17 protein-coding genes and 3 pseudogenes are annotated in these 22,227 nt (G+C 52.1%); 13 read left to right on the plus strand and 7 right to left on the minus strand.

Annotated elements, in window-relative coordinates; translation table 11 throughout:
• Nucleotides 1-56: 56 nt before the first annotated feature.
• Nucleotides 57-845: an MOSC domain-containing protein gene (locus tag ACM1PF_RS26750; protein ID WP_416669018.1), complete on the minus strand. Its 789-nt coding sequence runs from the start codon at nucleotides 843-845 to the stop codon at nucleotides 57-59.
• 50 nt (nucleotides 846-895) lie between these two features.
• On the opposite strand from ACM1PF_RS26750, the gene ACM1PF_RS26755 reads away from it, so the two are divergent.
• On the plus strand, nucleotides 896-1,105 hold the full coding sequence (locus ACM1PF_RS26755) for a hypothetical protein (protein ID WP_416669019.1): 210 nt from the start codon (nucleotides 896-898) through the stop codon (nucleotides 1,103-1,105).
• A 23-nt stretch (nucleotides 1,106-1,128) separates the two neighbouring features.
• The gene (gene rpiA, locus ACM1PF_RS26760) at nucleotides 1,129-1,839 is read left to right on the plus strand and encodes a ribose-5-phosphate isomerase RpiA (protein ID WP_416669021.1); all 711 of its coding nucleotides are present in this window, start codon (nucleotides 1,129-1,131) and stop codon (nucleotides 1,837-1,839) included.
• 205 nt (nucleotides 1,840-2,044) lie between these two features.
• Here rpiA and ACM1PF_RS26765 read toward each other — a convergent pair whose 3' ends face one another.
• A complete protein-coding gene (locus ACM1PF_RS26765) occupies nucleotides 2,045-3,085 on the minus strand; it encodes a DUF2325 domain-containing protein (RefSeq protein WP_416669023.1) in 1,041 nt (346 codons plus the stop codon).
• Between the two features lie 202 nt (nucleotides 3,086-3,287).
• Here ACM1PF_RS26765 and ACM1PF_RS26770 point away from each other — a divergent pair, with 202 nt between their 5' ends.
• From ACM1PF_RS26770 to upp, 5 genes and pseudogenes are all read left to right on the plus strand, one after another.
• Entirely contained in the window at nucleotides 3,288-4,469 is a 1,182-nt protein-coding gene (locus ACM1PF_RS26770; RefSeq protein ID WP_416669024.1) for an aldo/keto reductase, read from the plus strand.
• Between the two features lie 24 nt (nucleotides 4,470-4,493).
• Nucleotides 4,494-4,661: a hypothetical protein gene (locus ACM1PF_RS26775; protein ID WP_416669026.1), complete on the plus strand. Its 168-nt coding sequence runs from the start codon at nucleotides 4,494-4,496 to the stop codon at nucleotides 4,659-4,661.
• Nucleotides 4,658-5,190, plus strand: a pseudogene (gene pgsA / locus ACM1PF_RS26780) (CDP-diacylglycerol--glycerol-3-phosphate 3-phosphatidyltransferase). The gene ACM1PF_RS26775 and the pseudogene pgsA overlap by 4 nt, the downstream one beginning before the upstream one ends.
• 194 nt (nucleotides 5,191-5,384) lie before the next feature.
• Nucleotides 5,385-6,725: an aspartate aminotransferase family protein gene (locus ACM1PF_RS26785; protein ID WP_416669028.1), complete on the plus strand. Its 1,341-nt coding sequence runs from the start codon at nucleotides 5,385-5,387 to the stop codon at nucleotides 6,723-6,725.
• 398 nt (nucleotides 6,726-7,123) lie between these two features.
• Nucleotides 7,124-7,774: a uracil phosphoribosyltransferase gene (gene upp / locus ACM1PF_RS26790; protein ID WP_416669029.1), complete on the plus strand. Its 651-nt coding sequence runs from the start codon at nucleotides 7,124-7,126 to the stop codon at nucleotides 7,772-7,774.
• Nucleotides 7,775-7,856: 82 nt separating this feature from the next.
• Here the strand turns inward: upp and ACM1PF_RS26795 are convergent, their stop codons facing one another.
• Nucleotides 7,857-9,380 (minus strand): cryptochrome/photolyase family protein, encoded by a 1,524-nt coding sequence (locus ACM1PF_RS26795; protein ID WP_416669031.1) that lies wholly within the window; start codon nucleotides 9,378-9,380, stop codon nucleotides 7,857-7,859.
• A 73-nt stretch (nucleotides 9,381-9,453) separates the two neighbouring features.
• On the opposite strand from ACM1PF_RS26795, the gene ACM1PF_RS26800 reads away from it, so the two are divergent.
• The 5 genes and pseudogenes from ACM1PF_RS26800 to ACM1PF_RS26820 all read left to right on the plus strand — a co-directional run bounded on the left by ACM1PF_RS26800 (nucleotide 9,454) and on the right by ACM1PF_RS26820 (nucleotide 14,265).
• The gene (locus ACM1PF_RS26800) at nucleotides 9,454-9,672 is read left to right on the plus strand and encodes a hypothetical protein (protein WP_416669033.1); all 219 of its coding nucleotides are present in this window, start codon (nucleotides 9,454-9,456) and stop codon (nucleotides 9,670-9,672) included.
• 44 nt (nucleotides 9,673-9,716) lie between these two features.
• Complete coding sequence (locus ACM1PF_RS26805; RefSeq protein WP_416669035.1) at nucleotides 9,717-10,310, plus strand: chromophore lyase CpcT/CpeT; 594 nt, start codon at nucleotides 9,717-9,719, stop codon at nucleotides 10,308-10,310.
• Nucleotides 10,311-10,709: 399 nt separating this feature from the next.
• Complete coding sequence (locus ACM1PF_RS26810; RefSeq protein ID WP_416669036.1) at nucleotides 10,710-12,089, plus strand: hypothetical protein; 1,380 nt, start codon at nucleotides 10,710-10,712, stop codon at nucleotides 12,087-12,089.
• Nucleotides 12,090-12,241: 152 nt separating this feature from the next.
• Nucleotides 12,242-13,147, plus strand: coding sequence for a glycine betaine ABC transporter substrate-binding protein (locus ACM1PF_RS26815; RefSeq protein WP_416669037.1), 906 nt, complete (start codon nucleotides 12,242-12,244; stop codon nucleotides 13,145-13,147).
• 153 nt (nucleotides 13,148-13,300) lie between these two features.
• Nucleotides 13,301-14,265 (plus strand): annotated as a pseudogene (locus ACM1PF_RS26820) (ABC transporter ATP-binding protein).
• Between the two features lie 114 nt (nucleotides 14,266-14,379).
• Here the strand turns inward: ACM1PF_RS26820 and pyrR are convergent.
• Nucleotides 14,380-14,930, minus strand: a pseudogene (gene pyrR, locus ACM1PF_RS26825) (bifunctional pyr operon transcriptional regulator/uracil phosphoribosyltransferase PyrR).
• A 146-nt stretch (nucleotides 14,931-15,076) separates the two neighbouring features.
• Here pyrR and ACM1PF_RS26830 point away from each other — a divergent pair.
• On the plus strand, nucleotides 15,077-17,542 hold the full coding sequence (locus ACM1PF_RS26830) for an HAD-IC family P-type ATPase (RefSeq protein ID WP_416669039.1): 2,466 nt from the start codon (nucleotides 15,077-15,079) through the stop codon (nucleotides 17,540-17,542).
• 327 nt (nucleotides 17,543-17,869) lie between these two features.
• Here ACM1PF_RS26830 and ACM1PF_RS26835 read toward each other — a convergent pair whose 3' ends face one another.
• The 3 genes from ACM1PF_RS26835 to ACM1PF_RS26845 form a co-directional block, all read right to left on the minus strand.
• Complete coding sequence (locus ACM1PF_RS26835) at nucleotides 17,870-20,050, minus strand: peptidoglycan DD-metalloendopeptidase family protein (protein WP_416669041.1); 2,181 nt, start codon at nucleotides 20,048-20,050, stop codon at nucleotides 17,870-17,872.
• Between the two features lie 1,163 nt (nucleotides 20,051-21,213).
• Nucleotides 21,214-21,675, minus strand: coding sequence for a tRNA (cytidine(34)-2'-O)-methyltransferase (locus ACM1PF_RS26840; RefSeq protein WP_416669042.1), 462 nt, complete (start codon nucleotides 21,673-21,675; stop codon nucleotides 21,214-21,216).
• Nucleotides 21,676-21,888: 213 nt separating this feature from the next.
• Complete coding sequence (locus tag ACM1PF_RS26845; protein WP_416669044.1) at nucleotides 21,889-22,227, minus strand: DUF1830 domain-containing protein; 339 nt, start codon at nucleotides 22,225-22,227, stop codon at nucleotides 21,889-21,891.

Consider the following 22,227-nt stretch of genomic DNA (forward strand, 5'->3'; position numbering starts at 1 on the left):
TCAGTCCTGCTCTCTCAGTCCTCAGTCCTCAGTCCTCAGTCCTCAGTCCTCAGTCCTCACTCCTCACTCCTCATCCCTACCACCTCCCCCACCCGCAGCCATTTCCCTTTCTCAGAAGCATTCACCTTCGTGTTGAGGGTGAGACGGTAAAAGTGATTGAACCGGGCAGGGTTCGTCCAGGCAGGCAGAGTTGCTTTGCGCTGAGTCACAAACTCTTTCTGGAACCCTGGATCAGCGTCTCCGGTTAACGGATCTCGTGTCACTACCACACACCGCTGACAAGGGTTATTCCCCAAAAGCCTGACTGCCCCAATTTGAAATGGAACCAGTTTCCCCACGTCACCGAACAACTGATCTTCCCAAAACGCTGGAGCATCAGCAATTTCTAAATTAGTCCGAAAGCGATGACGAATCTCTTCTGGGTTTAGATCAGGGAACCAGGATGCGATCGCCTCTAACGTTGCCGTACTTACCACTGTCGGCCCGGATGCATCTGTATCATCTGGAAAGCCCATGTGCAGATTTTGCTGAAGTGTGACCGGGTAACCCAAAAACTCACTGAACCAGCCCTCCAGAGCCACCCGATCGCCATCCAAATGAAATGAAGCAGCCTGCGTTTCTCCCTGCACCCTCAAAGTGATAATTCGATTTGCCAGGTCATAGCTCGATCGCACCCGATGAATCTGGGCCGTCCGCTTTCCATTCACAAATCGTCCTTTCCCATCTACCAGCGCAAACTCCCGATCGTTTGCCAGGGCACCCCCCTCCAGCAGTTGAGCCTCCCGCACCGCCACCCCATCCAGCGACTTAATCGGGTAAATCCAGATCTTTTCCAAATACGGCATAGTTCTTCCTTAACTCCTCACTGTTCCACCTGACAGGACTGGCAGGCAAGATGCCCGCGCTACGGATCACGCTGTTAAACAATATTTTCCCCTGGCAAGCAAGACTTCGGCGTGAGTTCAGTCGAACACTGCCTGCGCTACGGATTCCCTCCTCACTCCTCACTCCTCACTCCTCACTCCTCACTCCTCACTCCTCACTCCTCACTCCTCACTCCTCACTCCCTCTACCCATCCGACCCACTTTACGTCATGCTAAGTAGTGGTCAATTTAGAGGAGATTGTTATGACGGCAGGACTGGATCCCGTAAAGGTGATGAAGCAAGAAGTAGGCAGAGCGGCAGCTAACCGCGTTAAGTCTGGCTCTATTGTAGGATTGGGCACGGGATCAACCACTGCATTCGCAATTCAGTTTTTGGGCGATCGGTTGAAATCGGGTGAACTCACCGATATTAGAGGCGTTCCTACCTCCTTCCAAGCCTCAGTCCTGGCAAAGCAGTACGGCATTCCCTTAACCACACTGGATGAAATTAGCAAAATCGACATCGCCATTGACGGTGCTGATGAAGTTGACCCCCAGAAGAACCTGATCAAAGGAGGGGGAGCTGCCCACACCCGCGAAAAAATTGTGGACTCCCTGGCCGATGAGTTCATTGTGGTAGTGGATAGCTCCAAACTAGTCGATCGCCTTGGTTCCACCTTCCCCCTCCCTGTTGAAGTGTTGCCCATGGCCGTTGCCCCTGTCACCAATGCCCTCGAAAAGTTAGGCGGCAAACCAGAATTGCGGATGGGAGTCAAAAAAGACGGGCCCGTCATCACTGACCAGGGCAATATGATCCTGGATGTAGAATTTGGAGCGATCGACAATCCCGCCGAACTAGAGAAAATCCTCAACAACATTCCCGGCATTCTGGAAAACGGGCTATTTGTCGGCGTGGCGACTCTGGTTTTAATCGGCGAAATCAAGAATGATCAGTCCAGTGTGAGAGAGATGTAGACGGGAGATCATCAGGACAGAATGAGCAACGAAGAACGGTTCTGATTCCACCTTCTGCCTTCTGTCTTGTGGGATGGGCATCCTGCCCGTCCAATTCCACCTTTCACCTTCTGTCTTCCTCTTGTGGGATGGGCATCCTGCCCGTCCAGTTCCACCTTTCATCTTCCACCTTCTGTCTTGTGGGATGGGCATCCTGCCCGTCCAATCACGCTGGCTTGGAAAACTGGTTCAGGTGTTTGGCTAACTGCTTCGTTTTAAGTCCATACTCGATCGCCTCCAGCACTCGAACCACCCCCGTCGTATTCACCATTTCAATACTCTTCCCCGCTCGTTGGGCTGCCTGAACTGCCTTATCAGTCAACTTATGACTGGTGTAACCTGTCACCACTAAGATCAAGTCAGCATTGGCAATATGGCTTTCCGTTTGTTCCGCAATTTGAGGGCCTGCCTGAGCCGTGCACCAGACCAGATCCACCTCTGAATCGCGTAAACGATTGCGAACTGCACTTTCTAACCGATCGTGTCCGCCAAAAATCACAACCTTCCCCTCCAAAATCGAGTAGGGATTCGGCCGTTTTTCGCTAGTACGATGGCGAACTCGGGGTTGTACGTCTGGGGCCCGTTCAACGCGAGAACGGTTTTCCAGGGCTTTGTTATAAATAAAATTGAGCGTTTGTTCATGGCTACCCCGCAGGCGAGCCACCGGGCCTTCCTCACTGTGGGTATTGATCTGGTGAATCAGTGCCTCCACCAACTCTTCCAGTGCGCCGATCGCCTTCAAGTCATGGGCATAGCCCCGAATCGCAATGGAGGCATCCGTTGCACTGTAAAAATCCTCCTGTTCGCTGATCATCTCTAACAAATCAGCCCGGAGAGCCTGCCGCCAGCGATTGGTTTGCTCTGTAACTCGTTCATCTAAGAGCCGTTCTTCATTCAGGATCATTTGCCGATCGATCGCCTGAGCCGCCAATAGGGGGGCATCCATCAACCGCTGCCGCAGGTCTTCCGCTTTCGCCTCCAACTTTTGGCGCGTCACGCTATCCACAAAATCCTCGGAAGTGAGTTGGGACAGCATTTGCTCAACCTGAGCTAACAGGGGTTCGAGTCGTTCCCTGATCCGAACTATTTCCTGCTGAATTTGTTCATCTCGTTGCTGTTGCAGACGTTTCTCTTCGAGTTCTATTTTGGCCAGGGATAGCAGATCCTGGACTGAATTTTCCAAATCATCAAGTTCTGAGATATCCATAAGAAGTATTAAGTCAAGAAACTATGGTTAACAAAGCCTAAGTTGTGCAAACCACCGCTCTGGAAAGTCCCTTTGGCGGCATTTGCTAGCAGCGATATAGATTAGCTAATTTTATTATTGCGAGTTTTGTTAAGGGTTGAGCAATTTACAAAAAGACTCACCCTGTTTCATGTAATGAGTCTATTACTGAGTCACACTCTCCATGCAATATCGTAGATTTGGCCGCACAGAATTATCCATGCCCGTATTCTCATGCGGTGGAATGCGCTACCAGTACCAATGGCAGGATGTCCCCACACAGGAGATTCCATCTGACAACCAGGTGAACTTAGAAACCATCATCCACCGATCGCTTGAAGTTGGCATCAATCATATCGAAACGGCCAGGGGATATGGCACTTCAGAGGCGCAGTTGGGAAAAATTTTGCCAACCTTACCCAGAGAAAAACTTATTGTACAAACAAAAGTATCCCCTGTGGCAGATGCAAGAGAATTCCAGCGCACTTTTGAGCGATCGTTAACCAATCTCAAGCTGGACTATGTTGATCTATTGGGGCTGCATGGGATCAACACACCGGAATTACTTCACTATAGCACTCGCCCTGGGGGCTGTTTGGAGGTCGCACAACGGTTTCAGGCGCAGGGAAAGGTTCGGTTTATTGGTTTCTCCACCCACGCCGCAACCGACACGATCCTCCAGGCGATCGAAACCAATCAGTTTGATTACGTGAACTTGCACTGGTACTACATTTTCCAGGACAATTGGGCCGCGATCGAAGCGGCAACTGCGCGGGATATGGGAGTTTTCATCATCAGCCCCTCCGACAAAGGCGGACACCTGTACCGCCCCCCCCAAAAGCTCGTCGAGTTGTGCAAACCCCTTAGCCCGATGGTCTTCAACGACCTGTTCTGCCTCAGCCATCCCCAGGTTCACACCCTCAGCATTGGCGCATCCCGCCCCCAGGATTTTGATGAACACCTGAAAACCTTGAATTGGCTCGATCGCGCCGATGAAATCCTCCCTCCGATTCTGCAACGGCTAGAACAAGTTGCGATCGATACCCTGGGGGAAGACTGGTACCGCACCTGGCACATCGGTCTCCCCCGCTACACCGAAACTCCAGGTAATATCAATATCCCGACCATCCTCTGGTTACGCAACCTCGCCCTCGCCTATGATCTAGTAGACTATGCCAAAGCCCGATACAACCTGCTCACCAACGCCGGACACTGGTTCCCCGGAGCCAAAGCCAACAACTTTAACCCCCATCACCTGCGACCCTACCTCACCAATAGTCCCCATGCCGATCGCATCCCTGAACTCCTGAAAGAAGCCGATCGCCTTCTGGGTGGAGAAGCCGTCAAACGCCTCTCTCAGCAGTAATAAAGCTCAACCCCCGCAGGCAAGATGGGAGTTAATCATTCAATTCGGTCATTGCGATCGATGACCCACTGGCAGGCAAGATGCCTGCGCTACAACTCTCCCGAATCCCATACGGGCGATTCGCCCCTACCCACTCCCCATTCCCCCTTCCCCCCTCCTCACTCCCCCCTCCTCACTCCTCACTCCCTATGAACCTCCCCACCTGGATTACAGTCTCCCGTCTCCTCGGTGCCCCTATCCTGCTCTATCTGCTCTATCAACCCACCGATCGCACCCGTTGGATTGCCCTGGTGATTTTCCTTATCGCGGCTGGAACCGACTGGCTGGATGGCTACCTGGCGCGTCGCTTGAATCAGGTGACTGATTTAGGCAAATTCCTCGATCCCCTGGTTGATAAGCTGCTCGTTCTGGCTCCCCTACTGGCATTGATTGAACTAGGTCAGGTTCCTGCCTGGGGGGTGTTTCTGATTTGGCCAGGGAATTAGCCATTGCTGGGTGGCGCGTCAATCAACCGAAAATTTCTGGAGCCAATCTCTGGGGCAAGCTGAAAACCGTTACCCAAATTGCGGCGATCGCTCTCCTCATTACCCCGCTCCCCCCCACCTGGATACCGATCGCCCAAATTGCCTTCTGGCTCGCCGTTGCCCTCACCCTGATCTCCGGCGCAATTTATATTCTCCCAGCGCGATCGACTTCCACCCCGCAACCCACCCAACCCTAATCCCAGCCACAAAGGGCTTAACAAGCTCCTTCCTCCTCGCTTAAAATAAACCCCATACTACTGCTCCGCTTTTCACTGCCACTTGCTGCCACTTGCTGCTACTGACTGCTACTGACTGCTACTGACTGCCACTGACTGTTGGGTTTCATCCCTCAACCCAACCTACTCCGCACTCCTCACTCTTCACTCTTCCCATGCAAACCTCATCCTCACCCTCTACCTACAACCCCACCCGTGCCGAGCTAGAAGCCTTCTGGATGCCGTTTACCGCCAATCGGCAGTTCAAAGCCAATCCTCGGATTTTCGTCTCTGCTAAAGATATGCACTTCACCACCCATGACGGGCGACAGGTGCTAGATGGAACGGCCGGCTTGTGGTGCGTCAATGCAGGACACTGTCGCCCCCAAATTGTTGAAGCGATTCATCAGCAAGTGGCAACCCTGGACTATGCACCCGCCTTTCAGATGGGGCATCCTGGCGTATTTCAACTGGCAGATCAGTTAGTCAAAATGCTGCCTGGGTACGACCATGTGTTTTTTGCCAACTCCGGCTCCGAGGCAGTAGAGTCAGCCCTGAAGATTGCGATCGCCTACCACCGGGTTTGCGGTCAGGGAACGCGCCAACGGCTCATTGGACGCGAGCGAGGCTATCACGGCGTAGGATTTGGCGGCATCTCCGTGGGTGGGATTCGCCCGAACCGCAAGTTTTTTGGCAGCCTGCTGAACGGTGTCGATCACCTGCCCCATACCCACAACCTGGAACATAATGCCTTCAGCCGTCAGCAGCCCGAATGGGGAGCCCATTTAGCCGATGAACTGGAGCGGATTGTCGCCCTCCACGATGCCTCCAACATTGCCGCAGTGATTGTCGAACCGGTCGCAGGGTCAACGGGTGTTCTGATTCCCCCCAAAGGCTACCTGCAACGGCTGCGCCAGATTTGCGACAAGCACGGCATTCTGCTGATTTTCGATGAAGTGATCACCGGATTTGGACGCTTGGGAACCGGGTTTGCCACTGAATACTTTGATGTCATGCCAGACATGATCATCGTCGCCAAGGGACTGACCAACGGCACAGTACCCATGGGAGCCGTTTTTGTGCGGCAGGGAATCTACGATGCCTTCATGAATGGGCCAGAACAAGCGATCGAACTCTTACACGGTTATACCTATTCCGGACATCCGGTCGCCTGTGCAGCCGGACTCGCCACGCTGGAAATCTATCGGCAAGAAGGATTGTTCCAACACGCGCAAGAACTATCAACCTACTGGGAAGAAGCCGTCCATTCCCTCAAGGGACTGCCCCACGTGATCGATTTGCGCAATCTGGGACTGGTAGCTGCGATTGAACTGGAATCAATTCCCGGCAAGCCCACTGCTCGTGCCTTTGAGTGCTTCCTGCGCTGCTATGAACGCGGTCTGTTAATTCGCACTACTGGAGACATCATTGCCCTCTCCCCACCTTTGATCATCGAAAAGCAGCACATTGATGAAATGTTCGGCTTGCTGGCAGAAGTCTTGAAGGGATTGGAGTGACATAATGAGGAGTTCAGAAAGAGCGTCAGGAGTCCAGAAAGAATGAAGGACAAAAGGGGAGCATCCCACTTATTGCAACATTGATCGATTTCTGTAGCGCAGGCAGCGTTCGACTGAGCGTTCAACGGCTCGAGTGAGCCTCGCCGAACTCCTGAGGCTCACGTCGAAGGGCTCACGCCGAAGTCTTGCCCGCCAGGGGGCTATCTTCCGCCTTTTCTGGTGGAGTAGGCATTTGCCCGCACCTTCTTTATCTTGTGGGGTGGTCATCTTGCCCGCCCAATCAATTGAGCTTTACTATCCCCCGATCGTCAATCAATGGAACAATAAACAAAGATTTCTTAAATTTAACTAATTGGTTCATTGCCGATTGATTCCCTCTCATTACTTTTTCACCACCAATGACTCTGCAACTGCGTGTTTATGTTCCACCGCATCCCTTAATCAAACACTGGCTCGGCATTGCCCGCGATCAGTCTACCCCCTCAACCCTGTTTCGGAGTGCGATGGTAGAACTGGGGCGATGGTTGACCTACGAAGCGGTGCGGGATTGGTTGCCCACAATGGATATGGATGTGCAAACGCCCCTGTCCCCCTGTCCTGCCACCTTCGTTAATCCTGAAGTGCCGATCGCCGTCATTCCGATTCTGCGGGCAGGGTTAGGACTGTTAGAGGGTGCGCAAACCCTGTTACCCCTGGCATCGACCTACCATGTGGGAGTCGTTCGCAATGAAGAAACCCTGGAACCCAGCGTTTACCTGAACAAGTTTCCCGAACAGTTCCATCCTGAAACCAGAGTCCTGATCACCGATCCGATGCTGGCAACTGGCGGAACCATTGTGGCCGTCATGGAAGACATCACTCAGCGCGGCATTGACCCAGCCCTGGTGCGCATTATCTCCGTCGTCGCCGCCCCTGCTGCGTTGAAAAAGTTGGGCAGTGCCTTCCCCAGTGCGATCGTCTACTCCGCAGGCATTGACCCGGAACTGAACGAAAAGGGCTATATCGTCCCTGGATTAGGCGATGCAGGCGATCGAACCTTCGGAACCTGATCTAAACCTGAACCCTCTTGTAGGGTAGGCATCTTGCCTGCCCAGTCAACCCAGCAGAACCATTACACAGGTTCTCTGTTCATCATCCTTCACCCTGCGGTCGAAACTGCTCCCGCCACTGACTCGATCGCTGCCGAATTTCCGCCAACTCCTCCGCAGGCATCCTGTCCAGATTTTTCAGGATAAAACTCATGCGACCCTGAGATTGCAGCTTTGAGCGGTGGCGATCGAGAAAATCCCAGTAGAAAAAGTTAAACGGACAGGCTTTCTCCCCGGTGCGGTGGCTGGGTTTGTACGTGCAGCCTTTACAGTAATCACTCATCTTATTCACATAATTCGCCGAGGACGCATAGGGCTTGGAGGCGAGAATCCCCCCATCGGCAAACAGCCCCATGCCAATCACATTCGTCTGCATCACCCAGTCGTAGGCATCAATAAACGCCGAGTGAAACCAATTTTCCACCGCCTGGGGAGACAATCCGGCAATCAAGGCAAAATTGCTCAATATCATTAACCGTTGGATGTGGTGGGCATAACCCAATTCCTCCACCTGTTTCAGGGTTTGGTGCAGACAGTTCATGTCCGTTTGATCGGCATCCCAGAAGAAGTCCGGCAACGGCTGCCTGTGGTTAAACCAGTTGCGCTCCGGGTAGTCCTCCTCCACATAGTGATACAGCCCATGCATATACTCCCGCCAGCCCAAAATTTGCCGAATAAATCCCTCCACACTACTCAGGGCTAAATCCTGCTCATAGTAAGCTCTCTCCGCAGCCTGAATCACCTCCAGGGGATGCAGCAACCCCAGGTTCAGATAGGGTGACAGCATCGCGTGCCACATGGTCTCTTCCCCAGTCACCATCGCATCCTGGTACGGGCCAAACATCGGCAGCCGATCGCTGACAAAATACTCCAGCACCTGCAAGGCCTGCGATCGCGTCACCGCCCAGCGAAACGGCTCAACCTGCCCATAGCGAGAGAACCCACCCGACTTCACCTGATCGATCACCGCTTGCGTCATCTCATCTGGTTCAAACCACAGCGGTTCCGGCGGATTCAGATTGCCCTTCGGCGGCTTGCGGTTCTCCTTATCCCAATTCCACTCTCCGCCAGCCGGATGCGGCCCCTCCATCAACACCTGCAATCGCTTACGCCCCTCCCGGTAGAAATACTCCATCAACAAATTCTTACGACCCTGCGCCCACGATCGAAACTCATCCCTTGTCCACAGGAATAAATTATTGGGCACCAGCCGCACCGGACAGGGCAAATCCAGCGATTCAATCCACCGCTCAAACGGGCGATCGTTCGGCTGCATCACCCACAATTCCTCGATCGCCTCAGCCTGAATCCACTGCCGTAACGGAGCCTCAAAATCCTCGGCCGTTTCATAAACCACCGACCAACCCGCCTGCCGCAATTCTTCCGCAAAATGCCGCATCGCCGACCACACCAGCACCAGCTTTTGCTGATGGTACGATCGCTCCCTGACATGGCTGAACGACTCAATCAAAATCACCGAAGTCTGCTGCTTGACATGAGCAAAATCCTCCAGAGCCGCCTGCTCCATCCAGAGCTGATCCCCCAGCACCCAAATCCCGATCGTCATGCCATCTTCATCTCATAAAATACACACTTCTTAAGATAGTCTCAATCTCCTGAACCTGCCGTTTACCCTCTCTTTGCCCCTTTCCTGGCAGGCAAGACTTCGGCGTGAAGCTCAGTCGAACGCTGCCTGCGCTACGGATTCTCTCCCCGGCAGGCAAGATGCCTGCGCTACGGATTCTCTCCTGACTCCTATACGGGCGATTCGCGTTCGCGCAGCGACTCCGAAGGAGTTATCGCCCCTACTCCTCACTCCTCACTCCTCACTCCTCACTCCTCACTCCTCACTCCTATAAAATAAATGGGGATCACCAACCATTACACAAGACCGATTGACACCATGACCCATTCCACCGACATCACCACCCTGGCCCGCTGGATGGCAGCCGACTTCAGCAATCAGGAACAAGCCTTTGAGAATCCGCCTTTTTATGCCCACATTCGCGTTTGCATGCGGCCGTTACCTCCAGATGTGCTATCTGGCGTGGGGTTCCTGGTGGAGCAAGCCTACGACTATATGCTGAACGTGCCCTACCGGGTGCGCGTGTTGAAACTGTTGGAAAAGAGCGATCGCATCGAAATTGAAAACTACGTTCTCAAAGACGACAAGCCGTTCTACGGAGCCTCACGAGACTTACCACGCCTCAAAACCCTTTCCAGTGACATGTTGGAAAAATTGCCCGGTTGCAACATGATTGTGGAGTGGACAGGGCACAGCTTTAGGGGAAGCGTGGAACCAGGAAAAGCCTGTTTAGTAGTGCGCAAAGGAAAAACCACCTACCTTGACAGCGAATTTGAAATTGACGACCAAAAATTTATCAGTTGGGATCGAGGGCGCGATCCAGAAACCGATGAACATCTCTGGGGATCAATGGCAGGCCCATTCTATTTTGTTCGCTGGCATAACTTCGCCGATGAAGTGACAACTCCGTAATTTTACGGTCAGCACCTGCAACAGAAAACTAATTTGACCTGATTTTGACGGCTCCAATAGAGCTTCAAGCACCTGATTGTCCGCATTAACCGTAGAATTGCGATTGCCGATCGAATCAGAAAGTGCCTTGCGCCCGCCTGAGAGCCAAAAATTAGTATAAAATCATTCAATAATATCCAGTGGGTTCCCGTAGGATAAAAGTAGTGATTTAAGATACCTGTTTAAACAAGTCATGTTCCCGATCGCTCAGTTTTTCGATTCCAGAAGTTGCGTTAGTGGGTTTGGTTCAGGCTGGACCGATTCAAGCTGGCCTGGTTCAGGCTGGTTTGCATCTGCTGTTCAGAGTTCGAGTCGCGTTTTCCCTGCTTGGGTTTACTAGCCCCGGAGGTACTGCTGCATATGGACTCTTGGTCAGATTACTTCCATCGTCAGTCAACGGGGCATCTCACAACCCTCAAGCAAGAACAGTGCCTCTACGATCACCTTTTAGCATGTGCCAGGGTTGAACCACCCGAAGTAATGCTGGTGCGGTTTCGGGCATTATTTGTCACAGCAACGGGCTACACCGATCAGCAAGTTTGGCGATCGGTTGAGCAGATCCTGGATTCTCCATTCATTGAAAAAGACTTCAAATTTATCCTCAATCGCTGCTGCCACATTTTAATTAACCACTGGCTGATGCAGCCCAAGCTCCACACTGACATTTCCTCCCTGATCGATCTACTCGCTACGGTTCCAGATAGTCCAGGGCACAATCGCGCCACTAAACGGATGCGGCAACTCACGCGCAGTTTTCAACACACCGAACAATACGCAGCTCTCAAACGACTGGCTCAGGTCGTCACGCCCTCCAATAGCCCGATCGGTGGTTCTCCCCCGCTGGGCACTCTGATTCGTCGTTATCCCTGCCTGTACGATCACAGCTTACTGACTGAAGACAGCACCGAGCAGGAACGCAAACGAGTTCGACGCATTCGTCGTCAGGTACAGCGACAGTTCGATCGAGACTTAGCCCGCTATGCCACCGCTAAGCTGCAAGATAGTCGGCTGGAATCCGTATTAACCAACTCCGTATTAACCAACTCCGTATTAACCAACTCCGTGTTAACCAATGAGGTCGTGCTCGCAGGACATCCAGTGCCGGAACCACCACTTAATCCCGTGGGTCGCCTGATTCAAGGTCAATCTGATCGCAATCCCACCCTCCTGAGCGATCGACGGCTGGATAAAGCTTTGCGACAGTTTGGCGGCAAAATTGACGGTTCCAACACCTACCGTGATTTAGCCCAACGCTTCCTTACCTACAGCCGCTATGCCCCTTCCTACGATCGGTTCAAAGACGATCTGTTTGACTACCTCACAGACTCCATTGACCCCAAGTACGGTCAACGCCAATTCAACCAGCGGCTCTACGATTACTTGCAGGACACCCTGCCCGATCACAATACCCAACAGATTAATGATGTTTTGCTGGTCGGAACCTGTCGCAGGCTGATTAATTTTCTGGTGGTGGAAACCCAGGATCAGCCAAACCATGCAGTTTTTGTGGATCTGCTGGGGAATCTTGGGGCATCGTTGACGATCGGTTTGCTGCTGAAAATTTTGCTGATTTGCCGCAATGTTCGCCCCTATCTAGAACGGCAGTTTGCAGTTTTATTTAAACACTATGAGTCCTGCTCCAAGGACGGTGTGCTGTGGCTGGTGGAATCGTTGGAGCATCTCAATGTGGCCCTGAGCGTTAACTTCGGAACCCTGACCCTGTGTTCACCTAGTCTGTGAACTTTAAAATTTCAAATCGTATTTGATTGAAGTCCAAAAAATATGTAGGAATACCGTAGAATCGAGCACCTTCTAATTCAGTCTTGATATGATGTCAAGATAAAGTTATCGTGCAAACCATCCTCTGCGCCTGATTGAGTCGATTCTACGCCATGAAAAGAATTCGTCGCCTTTTTGTATTGCCCTTACTGGCACTTTTAACCGCAACCGTGCTGATTGCCTGTGGAGGCGGTTCCGGTGCTGCGGGAGATACTATTCGCGTTGGCTCCAAGGATTTTCCAGAGCAATTTATCATCGGTGAAATGTATGCCCTGACCCTGGAAAATGCAGGCTTTGAGGTGGAACGCAAACTCAACTTAGGCGGGACTCCAGTGGCTCAGGCAGCCCTCACCAGCAACGAAATTGACCTGTACCCTGAATATACTGGGACTGGCTTGCTCACAGTCCTGAGACTACCCACCGCCACCGATCAAGACGAAGTATTTCAGCAAGTCTCCCAGGCCTACCAGGAGCAATTTAATCTTGTCTGGCTCGATCCGGCTCCCATGAACAACACTCAGGCGCTAGCCATGACCAGGGAAGGCTCCCAACAATTTGGGATTACGACAATTTCGGAAATGGTCGCCCGCGCCGATGAGCTAGTGATGATTGGCCCACCCGAATTTGAAGCCCGCGAAGATGGACTGCCTGGAATTCAGGCTGAATATGGTGATTTCCAACTCCGAGAATACAAAGCAGTCGATCCGGGGTTGAAGTATCGGGGGCTGATCGACGGTGAAGCAGATGTCGCGGTCGCCTTTGGCACAGATGGTGAAATTAATGCCTTTGATCTGGTTGTCCTGGAGGATGATCAGGGATTGTTCCCGCCCTATCAAGTCGCTCCCGTCGTCCGTCAAGAAGCCCTGGATCAACACCCTGGTCTGGCAGATGCCCTGAACGCGATCGCCCCTTTGCTCACCGATGAAACCATGCAACGCCTCAACTTTGAAGTCAGCGGCAACCAGAGAGAACCCGCCGATGTAGCTAGAGAATTCCTGGAACAAGAAGGCATTCTTTAAGGGCCAACTTTAAGGGTCAACAGCAAACCGGGGAAGGCAGCGGTCAAAATCTGCCTCATTCTTTTCTCGCCGTTCTTCTTTTTCTCCTTGCTCTTTTTTTTCTTCGTTGTTCACACTTCAATCTTCGTTGTTCATTCCTCCCCCCCACTCCTCGTGACCACCATTCACTTCAACCAAGTCTCCCTCCGTTTTCCAGGTGCATCTCGTCCCGCTGTCGATCGGTGTAGCTGTGAGGTAGAGTCAGGGCAGCTTGTGGTGATTCTGGGTCATTCAGGGTGCGGTAAAACCACCCTGCTCAAGATGGTGAACCGTCTGTACGAACCGACGGAGGGCAGTATTGAGTTGGGTGGGCAGGATATTCGCCAGATGAAGAAAACGACCCTGCGGAAGCAAATTGGCTATGTGATTCAGCAGTCTGGGCTTTTTCCCCACATGACCGTTGCCCAAAACGTGGCCGTTGTTCCCAAACTCCTGGGCTGGGAGCGATCGAAGATCCAGACCCGGATTGATGAATTGCTGACCCTGGTGCAACTTCCTCCTCAGGAATACCGCAACCGCTATCCAGGACAGCTTTCGGGGGGGCAACAGCAACGAGTTGGGCTGACCGGGCCCTGGCAGGGGATCCAGCCGTATTGCTAATGGATGAACCCTTTGGCGCGATCGATGCCATTACCCGCACCAGCCTCCAGGACGAAATTCTGCGGCTCCAGCGACAACTCCGGAAAACAATCCTGTTTGTGTCCCACGATGTTGAAGAAGCCCTGCGCCTCGCCGATCGGCTGATCTTGATGCAGAATGGGCAAATTGTTCAGTACGATACTCCTTTCAACGTCCTGACTCGCCCTGCTAGTGACTTTGTGCATCATCTGATGGGAGCCGACGACATGGTACGCCAACTCAGCCTATTGCGGGTAGAAACTGCCATGATCACCACCCCAGACGACTACAGCCACAACGGCACCCCAACCGTAGAGCGAGATGACAGCCTCCGGGAAGCCCTGTCGCTGATTCTGAGAACGGGAGCACCCCATTTAACCGTGACGGACAACGGCGATACGGTAGGAGTCTTGACCCTCGATCACATTCGCAGTTCCGCCAGCCTTGCTGCCAGTGTGTGATCACAGCCCCTGTACCCAGGAAGACCATTCCCAGCCTCATCTCTTGTGGGGTGGGCATCTTGCCCGCCCAGTCAATGAGACAGAATAATTGCACAGGTTATTTAATCCCCGATCCTAAGGACTATCCTGATCGCGGCGAATCAACTCAACCCCATCTCGCCCATCCACATCCTGAAGATAAACCTTCACCTGCTCCTCACTGGACGTAGGCAGTTCTTTGCCCGTGAAATCAGGGTGAATCGGCAGTTCCCGGTGTCCCCGATCGACCAGTACCGCCAGCCGAATTGCCTCCGGTCGTCCATACTCTGTAACTGCATTCAGGGCGGCCCGAATCGTTCTTCCCTTAAAAATCACATCATCCACCAGCACGATCGTCTTTCCAGACACATCGAAGGGAATATTAGTTTTCTCCGGTTCCGCAGGTGAATGCGATCGAGGTCATCTCGATAAAAGGTAATATCCAGCGACCCGACCGGAACTTCGATTTGCTCGAGTGCCTCAATCTGCTTTGCTAGCAATTCTGCCAGGGGAACCCCCCTCGTATAAATTCCCAGCAGTGCCAGCTTCGATAAATCACCGGCTCGTTCAATAATTTGCGACGCTAACCGGGTAATGGTACGGCGCAGATCTTCTGCTGAGAGAATTTCAACCATTTGAGGCGGCATAATTTCAGTTAGGGGTGAATCGGCAACGCCAGAACAAACGAGGCAGAGTCCCAAACGGAACCTTACTCCGTATTATCTCTTAGCCTGATTCAAGTCGGTGTGCCACGATCGACGTTAAGGGATTAACTTATCAGATTGAGTGCTGCATGAGTCGTTCACTGAACAACGCGAACCTGCCTCAACTGCTTCAAGGTTTAACCGCCCAGCAAGCAGCCGCCCAGCAAGCCGCAGGTTTAGATAATCAGACCAAATTGCAAACGAGCCGTTCCTATTGGCGGATTTTTGAAGAGAACCTGTTTACCTTCATCAACGCGATTTTTTTTGCCATCAGTTTGGTCATGTTTCTGCTGGGGCGAGCCGGAGATGCCATCCTGGTGGTGATCGTAATTTTTGGGGGAGTCCTGGTCAATATTGCTCAAGAAATCTGGGCCAAACGGACACTCGATCGAATTGCGCTGCTGAATCGCCCTCAAGCCACCGTGATCCGGGATGGTATAGAGCAGGAAATTGAACCCTCACAAATTGTTTTAGGAGATGTATTAATAGCCCGTCCGGGCGATCAGATTCTGGTCGATGGCGAGATTGTCGGCGAGGGGCAGATGGAAGTCGATGAATCGCTTCTGACTGGAGAATCCGATCTGATCCCAAAACCCGTCGGAACACCGGTTTACTCTGGCAGTGTTTGCGTCAGTGGCACGGCTTGCTATGTTGCGCAAAAAGTCGGCACTGAAACCGTTGCTTACAAGCTGACCTCTGGTGCTAGAGCCTTTCGCCGTATCCTCACGCCCCTCCAGGTAGAAACCAATGTGGTGATTCGCGTTTTCATGCTGATTGCCTGCTTTTTGTGGCTGCTCATTGCCATCAGCTTTGTCAGCCGCGATCATTCCCTCAATGACCTGGTGCAGCGGGCCGCGGTGATTGCAGGACTGGTTCCCGCTGGACTGTTGATCGCCATCACTCTGGCGTATGGGCTGGGAGCCGTGCGGATGATTGGAGAAGATGTCCTGATTCAACAGGCGAATGCAGTGGAATCCCTGAGTAATGTGGATACCCTCTGCCTGGATAAAACTGGAACACTCACCGCCAACCACATTCTGCTTCAGGAAGTTCACCCCATCCAGATTTCCGCCGCCGCCCTGCATCCACTCCTGGGAGACTTTGCCGCCAACACAACCACCGTGAATCGCACCAGTGAAGCCATCGCCCATGCCTTTCCTGGGCAAATCCGCCAACCCAAAGCGGAAATTCCTTTCTCCTCCACCCGCAAGTGGAGCGCGATCGCCTTTGATGATTTGGATCGACGGGGAGTCTACCTCCTGGGCGCACCGGAAGTTTTAGCTCCCTCCCTCAGTCCTGAATTAAACGCCTACATTCAAACCAGGGTCAAACAGGGCTTACGAGTAGTTCTGTTTGCCTATTCGCCTGATCCAGCTCAAATTCGGGTTGAAACTGAGTTTCCCCAATTACCCCCGGATCGCATTCCCCTGGCCATTCTCTGCTTCAGCGATCAGCTCCGACCGGAAGCCTCCGAAACCTTACGCGCCTTTGCCGCAGCCGGGATTGAAGTCAAGATCATCTCTGGGGACAATCCGGAAACGGTGGCAGCCTTAGCGCGACAGGCAGGACTGCGAGACGATTTACGATTAATCTCTGGAGCGGAACTGTCCCAATTGAATCCGGAGCAGGTGACCCAGGCAGCGCAGATGTACACCGTGTTTGGGCGAATCAGCCCGGAACAAAAGGCGCTTCTGGTGCAAAAACTGCGGGATGCAGGGCGATACGTCGCCATGATTGGCGATGGGGTGAATGATGTTCTGTCCCTGAAGCAGGCTCATTTGGGAATTGCGATGGAGAGTGGGAGTAAGGCCACCCGTGGAGTGGCTGATATTGTGTTGCGGCAGGATTCCTTTGGGGCACTGCCGCGCGCCTTCCTGGAAGGGCAACGGATTCGGAACGGGATTCAGGATGTGCTGAAGCTTTTTCTGGTCAGAACCTTCTGCGTTACGCTCCTAATTTTTGCTACCGCGATCGTCACCGATATCTTTCCCCTCCAAAATAAGCAAAGTGCGATCGTTTCCCTGATTGGCGTAGGGTTCCCCACCATGTGTATTCCAGTTTGGGCCAGACCCGGACTCATCCCCCGCCGCAGTATGGTGCGATCGATGCTGCATTTCGTCGTACCCGCAACTTTGACCCTGACACTGATGTCCTTAATGGTGTATCTGTTTTACCTGGTGGTCGCCGTATTAGACCTGCCTCCTGGTGCTGGCATTGCTCAGGTCAATCACAACATTCCTCGCAGTGCCCTCGTTACGATTTTAATTATGGGTGAACTATTGCTGATTCCCTTTCTCAAACCCCCGAACACCGCCTGGGTGGGCGGCGAACCCCTCAGTGGCGACTGGCGATACTCGATCGTAGCCCTCCTCCTATTTGGCGTTTACTTACTGATTTTAGGGATTCCGCCGCTCCGGCAGTTCTTTGAGTTATACCCGCTGGGGAGAGTTCACTACCTGTTCCTGGGATTCATTGCGATCGAATGGTGCTTGATTCTCCGGGCCATCTGGCGCAGTCGCTTTCTCGATCGATTCCTCGGCATTGATTTGCGTTAATCCTGCAACAAAAAACCTTCCCCCCGTTGGGAGAAGGACGCTAAAAAACAGTATGGGCATCTTACCTACTCAGTACCTATCCGGATCAGTCTGGGGAGCATGTCACTTTTGTCGCCCTCACCCTAAATCCCTCTCCCGAAGGGCGAGGGACTTCGATCCGGCTCCCCTTCTCCCGGTGGGAAAAGGGGTTGGGGGATGAGGGCCAAACTTGCAAACGTGACATACTCCCTCAGTCTGTCTGTTGGACTGGGCGGGCAAGATGCCCACCCCACAAGAATTTCAGACTATTGAATTTGCATTCCTTAGCAAGATTCTTGACCGAAAATCCTATCGCGCAGGCAGATATGCCATCGGGTTCACTGTGCCCTGAGCGGGGATATGGACTTCAAAGTGCAAGTGAGGGCCGGTGCTGTAGCCAGTGCTACCCATTTCGCCAAGCTGTTCCCCCTGACTGACCCGCTGCCCATTCCGAACGTGGATCGCATTCATGTGAGCATAGCGCGTCATGGTACCGTCTGGATGACGAACCTCCACCATATTGCCGTATCCACCCGAATTCCAGCCAGCAAACTCAATTACTCCGGTTGCAGCAGCATAGATCGGCGTTCCCACATCCGCTGCAATGTCAATACCCCGGTGCATTCTGCCCCAACGCCAGCCATACCCAGAGGTTAGAACCCCGCGCGCGGGCCAGATAAAGCCGTTGAAAATTCCATCTTCAGGCAGGAACGTATCTGCTCCCGGCAACGGAGGTAGCTCAGGAGAAACCATCCGTCCCGTGATCGGTTGCAACAACGGATCGTAGCTCTCAGAACCCAAGGGTGCCGCCGCGACCATTTCCGGTTGAGCGGTAGAATCTCGATCGGGGCGAGAACTGCTGACTGGACGCACTTCTTCATTCACCGTTTCGATCGCCTGATTCATGTGCGGATTCACTGCAACCTCACTGGGAATTGCAGGCTCCGGTAAAGCAGCTGCCTCAGTCTCCTCTGGAGCAGACTCCACGACAACAGCCGTCGATGGGGGAATCGATCGCTGCTGACGCATGGCACGAATCTCGGTGAGCAAACTGGCTACATAGGGATTTGCCCCAGAAGGAACGCTAGTATCAGAAACGCTGGGAGTAAACTCTGCATCTGAAGTCGGTGCTAACGCCTCCGGCATCGGAATCAGATCCGGCGAAGCGGCAATCTGCTCTACACCATTCTGAGTGTCACTAACCACTTCAGATGATGCTGGAACCGGTGAAGTCACGATCGAGCTAGATTGCGGACTGGGTAAAACGGGTACCGACTCATTCACCTGAGCATACTGTGCAGGCACATCCGTCTGGGGAGTCACAGAATCCGCAGCAACAGGCAACGCATCTGCCAAGGTAAACGAACCAGACGTTTCTGGAACAGCAATGCGATCGGTGGATGGAGTGGATGGAACCGAAAGAACTTGCCCCACAAAAATCACATTCGGGTTGCGCAATCCATTCGCTTCAATCAAAAGGGATTGGGGAATATTGTGAGCCCGAGCAATTCCAGCCACCGTATCCCCAGGACTGACTCGATACTCCGACAATTGCAACCCACCAGGCTGTATCACCTCTGCTTGAGGGTCTGATGTGATTGCAACTTCATCGCTGGGGGAGAGGGAATTATCCGGCGCAATAAAAGGAATTCCGGGTAACGCACCGCTCTGGGGTTGCGTGGTTGGGACTATATGACTCGTAGCAATCTGATCTGGAATTTTGCCCCCCACCTGAGCATCCCCAGATTCCGCTGCCTGAGCCGCTTCACGCTCGACTCTGGGGGCATTCACAACTGAATTTGACGAATTCGACTCCTCATACCGCAACTCCGCCAGGCTTTCCCTTAACCGCTCTCGCTGCTGCCGCAGGCGTTCCAGGGATTGGTTGCGCTCGACCTCAATTTGACTTGCCGACTCATTCTCACTTAGCCCAGACAACTGCTCCAGGTTTGCAGAAGCAACCAGGGTCGAGGATTGCGCAGCCTCCAAATGGTTTGGTTCTACTGCGGCTATTTGGGTTGACAACCGATTGGGAACTGGAACTCTGAGAACTTGCCCCGTTCGCAAGGAAGAATCTAACGTCAGTCCGTTTGCGACGGCCACACTCCACCCATTAACCTGGTAATGGGATGCAACTTGCTGAATTGACTGTCCTTCTCGAACGATGTGCTCAACCCATCGCACGCCTGAAAGTGGAGAACCAGATTGAGCAACCGGAAGCGTTGCTGCAATTGCAGTATTGGGCACTCTAGGTTCAGCGGCCGCCGCCCCATCATCCTGTTGAGGAAGCAAAGCCCCCGTCGCGCCCATTGAGAGCGCCAGACCTAGCATGGCCGCAGAGGTACGGACTCTACGCCTACTTGCCAGGGAAGCACCTTCAGACTGCTCTAGCTCAGACTGTCCCGACTCAGATCGCTCTAGCCCAGTATCAACAGTTGCTTGATAAGAGCAGGACACAAACCTATCTTTCCGCAAATGTGCTCGCTTCAAAGAACGACCTCCTGATGTCCAGCGTTTAACTGTCCTCAAACTCACTGTCCTCAAACTCATTGAACTCTAGCCTATTTATGACTTGAATCATCCTGAGCAGAGATCCAGATCACAAACCGTAGCCACATGACTAGGTAAGATTACCTTAGCTTCTTAGGCTTAGACAAGCTTACACCAGTTGCAAAAAAATTCAAGACTTCTGAATTAAGCAAACCTAATCTACCAGATAGCGTTGAGCTTGATTCAACTTTTTTATATCGATCGATGGTTTGCCTTTGTCTGAATCTTCACCGGCATAGTGTACACCACTCTTCAGAAGAAAGTGTCTATCCCTATCAGCCGATCGCAATTTTTTTAAGTAGTAAAACATGGGAAAAAGTTAAAACTTCGGGTGGTTAATATCAAATACCAGTCCGTTGGATCTCCCTTCTAGAAGGCGGTCTAGCCCATAATTACAGCAAAATCAAACAGCAAAAATCAGGTCAGGTTCAACCGATTTACTTCGATTGAAAAGTTCTATTGGGAATCGTCAAATAGGTGTGATTCCGACCTTGACATTTCCTTTTTTAGTTGTTCTACTAGCACATAATTTTGTCTCTCTAAGTAGAGGAAAGTAGGATGAGCGATTTCCTTCAGGGAATTTACGGTGGACTCAGAGGCCTGCTATAGAAATTTTTTATATTAGCAAGACCTGTTTTGTAGTCTGGAAAACTGAAGTTTAGAAACAGTGAACTGAATCACCAAAATCCTGGAGCGAGTTAAGGATAACCCAAAAGTCAAAAAGTGGACGCAGTTTAAAATTTTGAATAGATGAATAAATATGTATATGGAAATGTAGAGGTTGAGGGAGTAAAGAGTGAGGGGTGAAAAGTGCAGGGTGGGTTAGGTTTCCTGGCACCGGACTGGGGTTTGTCAGCAAGCTAGTTTTCCTTACAAAGAGAATTTTACAGAAACCTCCTTAAGGCAAGATGAGTGCTTATAAAAGCTTATGAAAGCGGATCATCGGGATGGATCCAATTTCTAGCCCGATTGCATTTCCCCCGTTACCCCATCCATCTATATGTAGAACCTATATATAGGAATAGAATATGAAATTTGCATCCAGAACCTCAAAGAGAGGGTGAGTTTGGCCTGTGACTTTACCCTCACTATCCCAATCGCCCCTACTTCAGCAACCCAAGCTGCCGTCGCGCCTCAAACAGCCCGATCGCCACACTGACTGAGAGGTTTAAGCTCCGAACCCCTGCCTGAGCCATGGGAATATGCACCGTCGCATCGCACGCCTTCAAGACCTCTGGTGGCAGCCCAGCCGTCTCACAACCAAACAGCAACCAGTCATCGGCCTGAAACTGGAACTTTACATAGCTATAAATTCCTGAAGTGCTGAAACCAACCCAGCGTCCCTGCTGCTGTTGGTGGTAGTCCTGAAACTCTTTCCAGTCAGCATGATAGACCAGAGCAACGTACTCCCAATAGTCCAAGCCAGCCCGTTTTAGATAACGATCGCTAATCTCAAATCCGAGGGGCCCCACTAAATGCAAGGTGGTGCGGGTCGCAGCGCAGGTACGGGCAATATTTCCTGTATTGGGAGGAATTTGGGGATTGACTAAAACAACGTGAGGCATACAGTCTCATAAGGCATTCTGTCTATTTTGGCAGTCCGGTGGCCAGGAGCGCAAAAAATCCCCAAAAAAAATCCACCTCCCTGGATCAGCGAGGTGGTGATGTTGAACTTTCCGTTCTTAGCTTGAAAAATTAAAATCTCAAGGGCATTTTGTTTATTTTAAAAACCTTAACCTGCAATACCTGACAGCTTTTTGTAAACGATAGGATAAAACCTACTCTACTGAGGTCATGACAGGTTCCCTGGAGTCCGGAGCATCGGAGGTAGAAACAGCGATCTCAAAATTTGCCTCTAACTCCGACTCAATCCGTAGCCGATCGCAGGGAATCGTATCGGCCAGAATCGCGCTGGCCATCATGCCGCAGTGGATTTCTAGCTGAGCTTCGGGTAACGCTTCAAACACCAGCCGCTGCCCTGGAAAAACCACGCGCTCAAAATACCAGTTGGGAATATTGGTAATCCGAACAACCTGAATCTTGCTAGTTGCATTGACGTAACAACATAGGATGTGCCCCGGTGCACCCGACGGTAGGGGATCAAAAATCTGTGCCAT

Source organism: Egbenema bharatensis FJBBOT/2019 (genome assembly GCF_048077055.1).
Lineage (GTDB): Bacteria > Cyanobacteriota > Cyanobacteriia > Elainellales > Elainellaceae > Egbenema > Egbenema bharatensis.

Bases quoted from the DNA above. Each gene is read 5' to 3' on its own strand.
- ACM1PF_RS26810 (WP_416669036.1), top strand. From the start codon at position 10,710: ATGGACTCTTGGTCAGATTACTTCCATCGTCAGTCAACGGGGCATCTC.
- ACM1PF_RS26840 (WP_416669042.1), bottom strand. From the start codon at position 21,675: ATGCCTCACGTTGTTTTAGTCAATCCCCAAATTCCTCCCAATACAGGA.
- ACM1PF_RS26750 (WP_416669018.1), bottom strand. From the start codon at position 845: ATGCCGTATTTGGAAAAGATCTGGATTTACCCGATTAAGTCGCTGGAT.
- ACM1PF_RS26770 (WP_416669024.1), top strand. From the start codon at position 3,288: ATGCAATATCGTAGATTTGGCCGCACAGAATTATCCATGCCCGTATTC.
- ACM1PF_RS26845 (WP_416669044.1), bottom strand. From the start codon at position 22,227: ATGGCACAGATTTTTGATCCCCTACCGTCGGGTGCACCGGGGCACATC.
- ACM1PF_RS26815 (WP_416669037.1), top strand. From the start codon at position 12,242: ATGAAAAGAATTCGTCGCCTTTTTGTATTGCCCTTACTGGCACTTTTA.
- ACM1PF_RS26795 (WP_416669031.1), bottom strand. From the start codon at position 9,380: ATGACGATCGGGATTTGGGTGCTGGGGGATCAGCTCTGGATGGAGCAG.
- ACM1PF_RS26785 (WP_416669028.1), top strand. From the start codon at position 5,385: ATGCAAACCTCATCCTCACCCTCTACCTACAACCCCACCCGTGCCGAG.
- ACM1PF_RS26805 (WP_416669035.1), top strand. From the start codon at position 9,717: ATGACCCATTCCACCGACATCACCACCCTGGCCCGCTGGATGGCAGCC.
- upp (WP_416669029.1), top strand. From the start codon at position 7,124: ATGACTCTGCAACTGCGTGTTTATGTTCCACCGCATCCCTTAATCAAA.
- ACM1PF_RS26830 (WP_416669039.1), top strand. From the start codon at position 15,077: ATGAGTCGTTCACTGAACAACGCGAACCTGCCTCAACTGCTTCAAGGT.
- ACM1PF_RS26775 (WP_416669026.1), top strand. From the start codon at position 4,494: ATGGGAGTTAATCATTCAATTCGGTCATTGCGATCGATGACCCACTGG.
- ACM1PF_RS26765 (WP_416669023.1), bottom strand. From the start codon at position 3,085: ATGGATATCTCAGAACTTGATGATTTGGAAAATTCAGTCCAGGATCTG.
- rpiA (WP_416669021.1), top strand. From the start codon at position 1,129: ATGACGGCAGGACTGGATCCCGTAAAGGTGATGAAGCAAGAAGTAGGC.
- ACM1PF_RS26755 (WP_416669019.1), top strand. From the start codon at position 896: ATGCCCGCGCTACGGATCACGCTGTTAAACAATATTTTCCCCTGGCAA.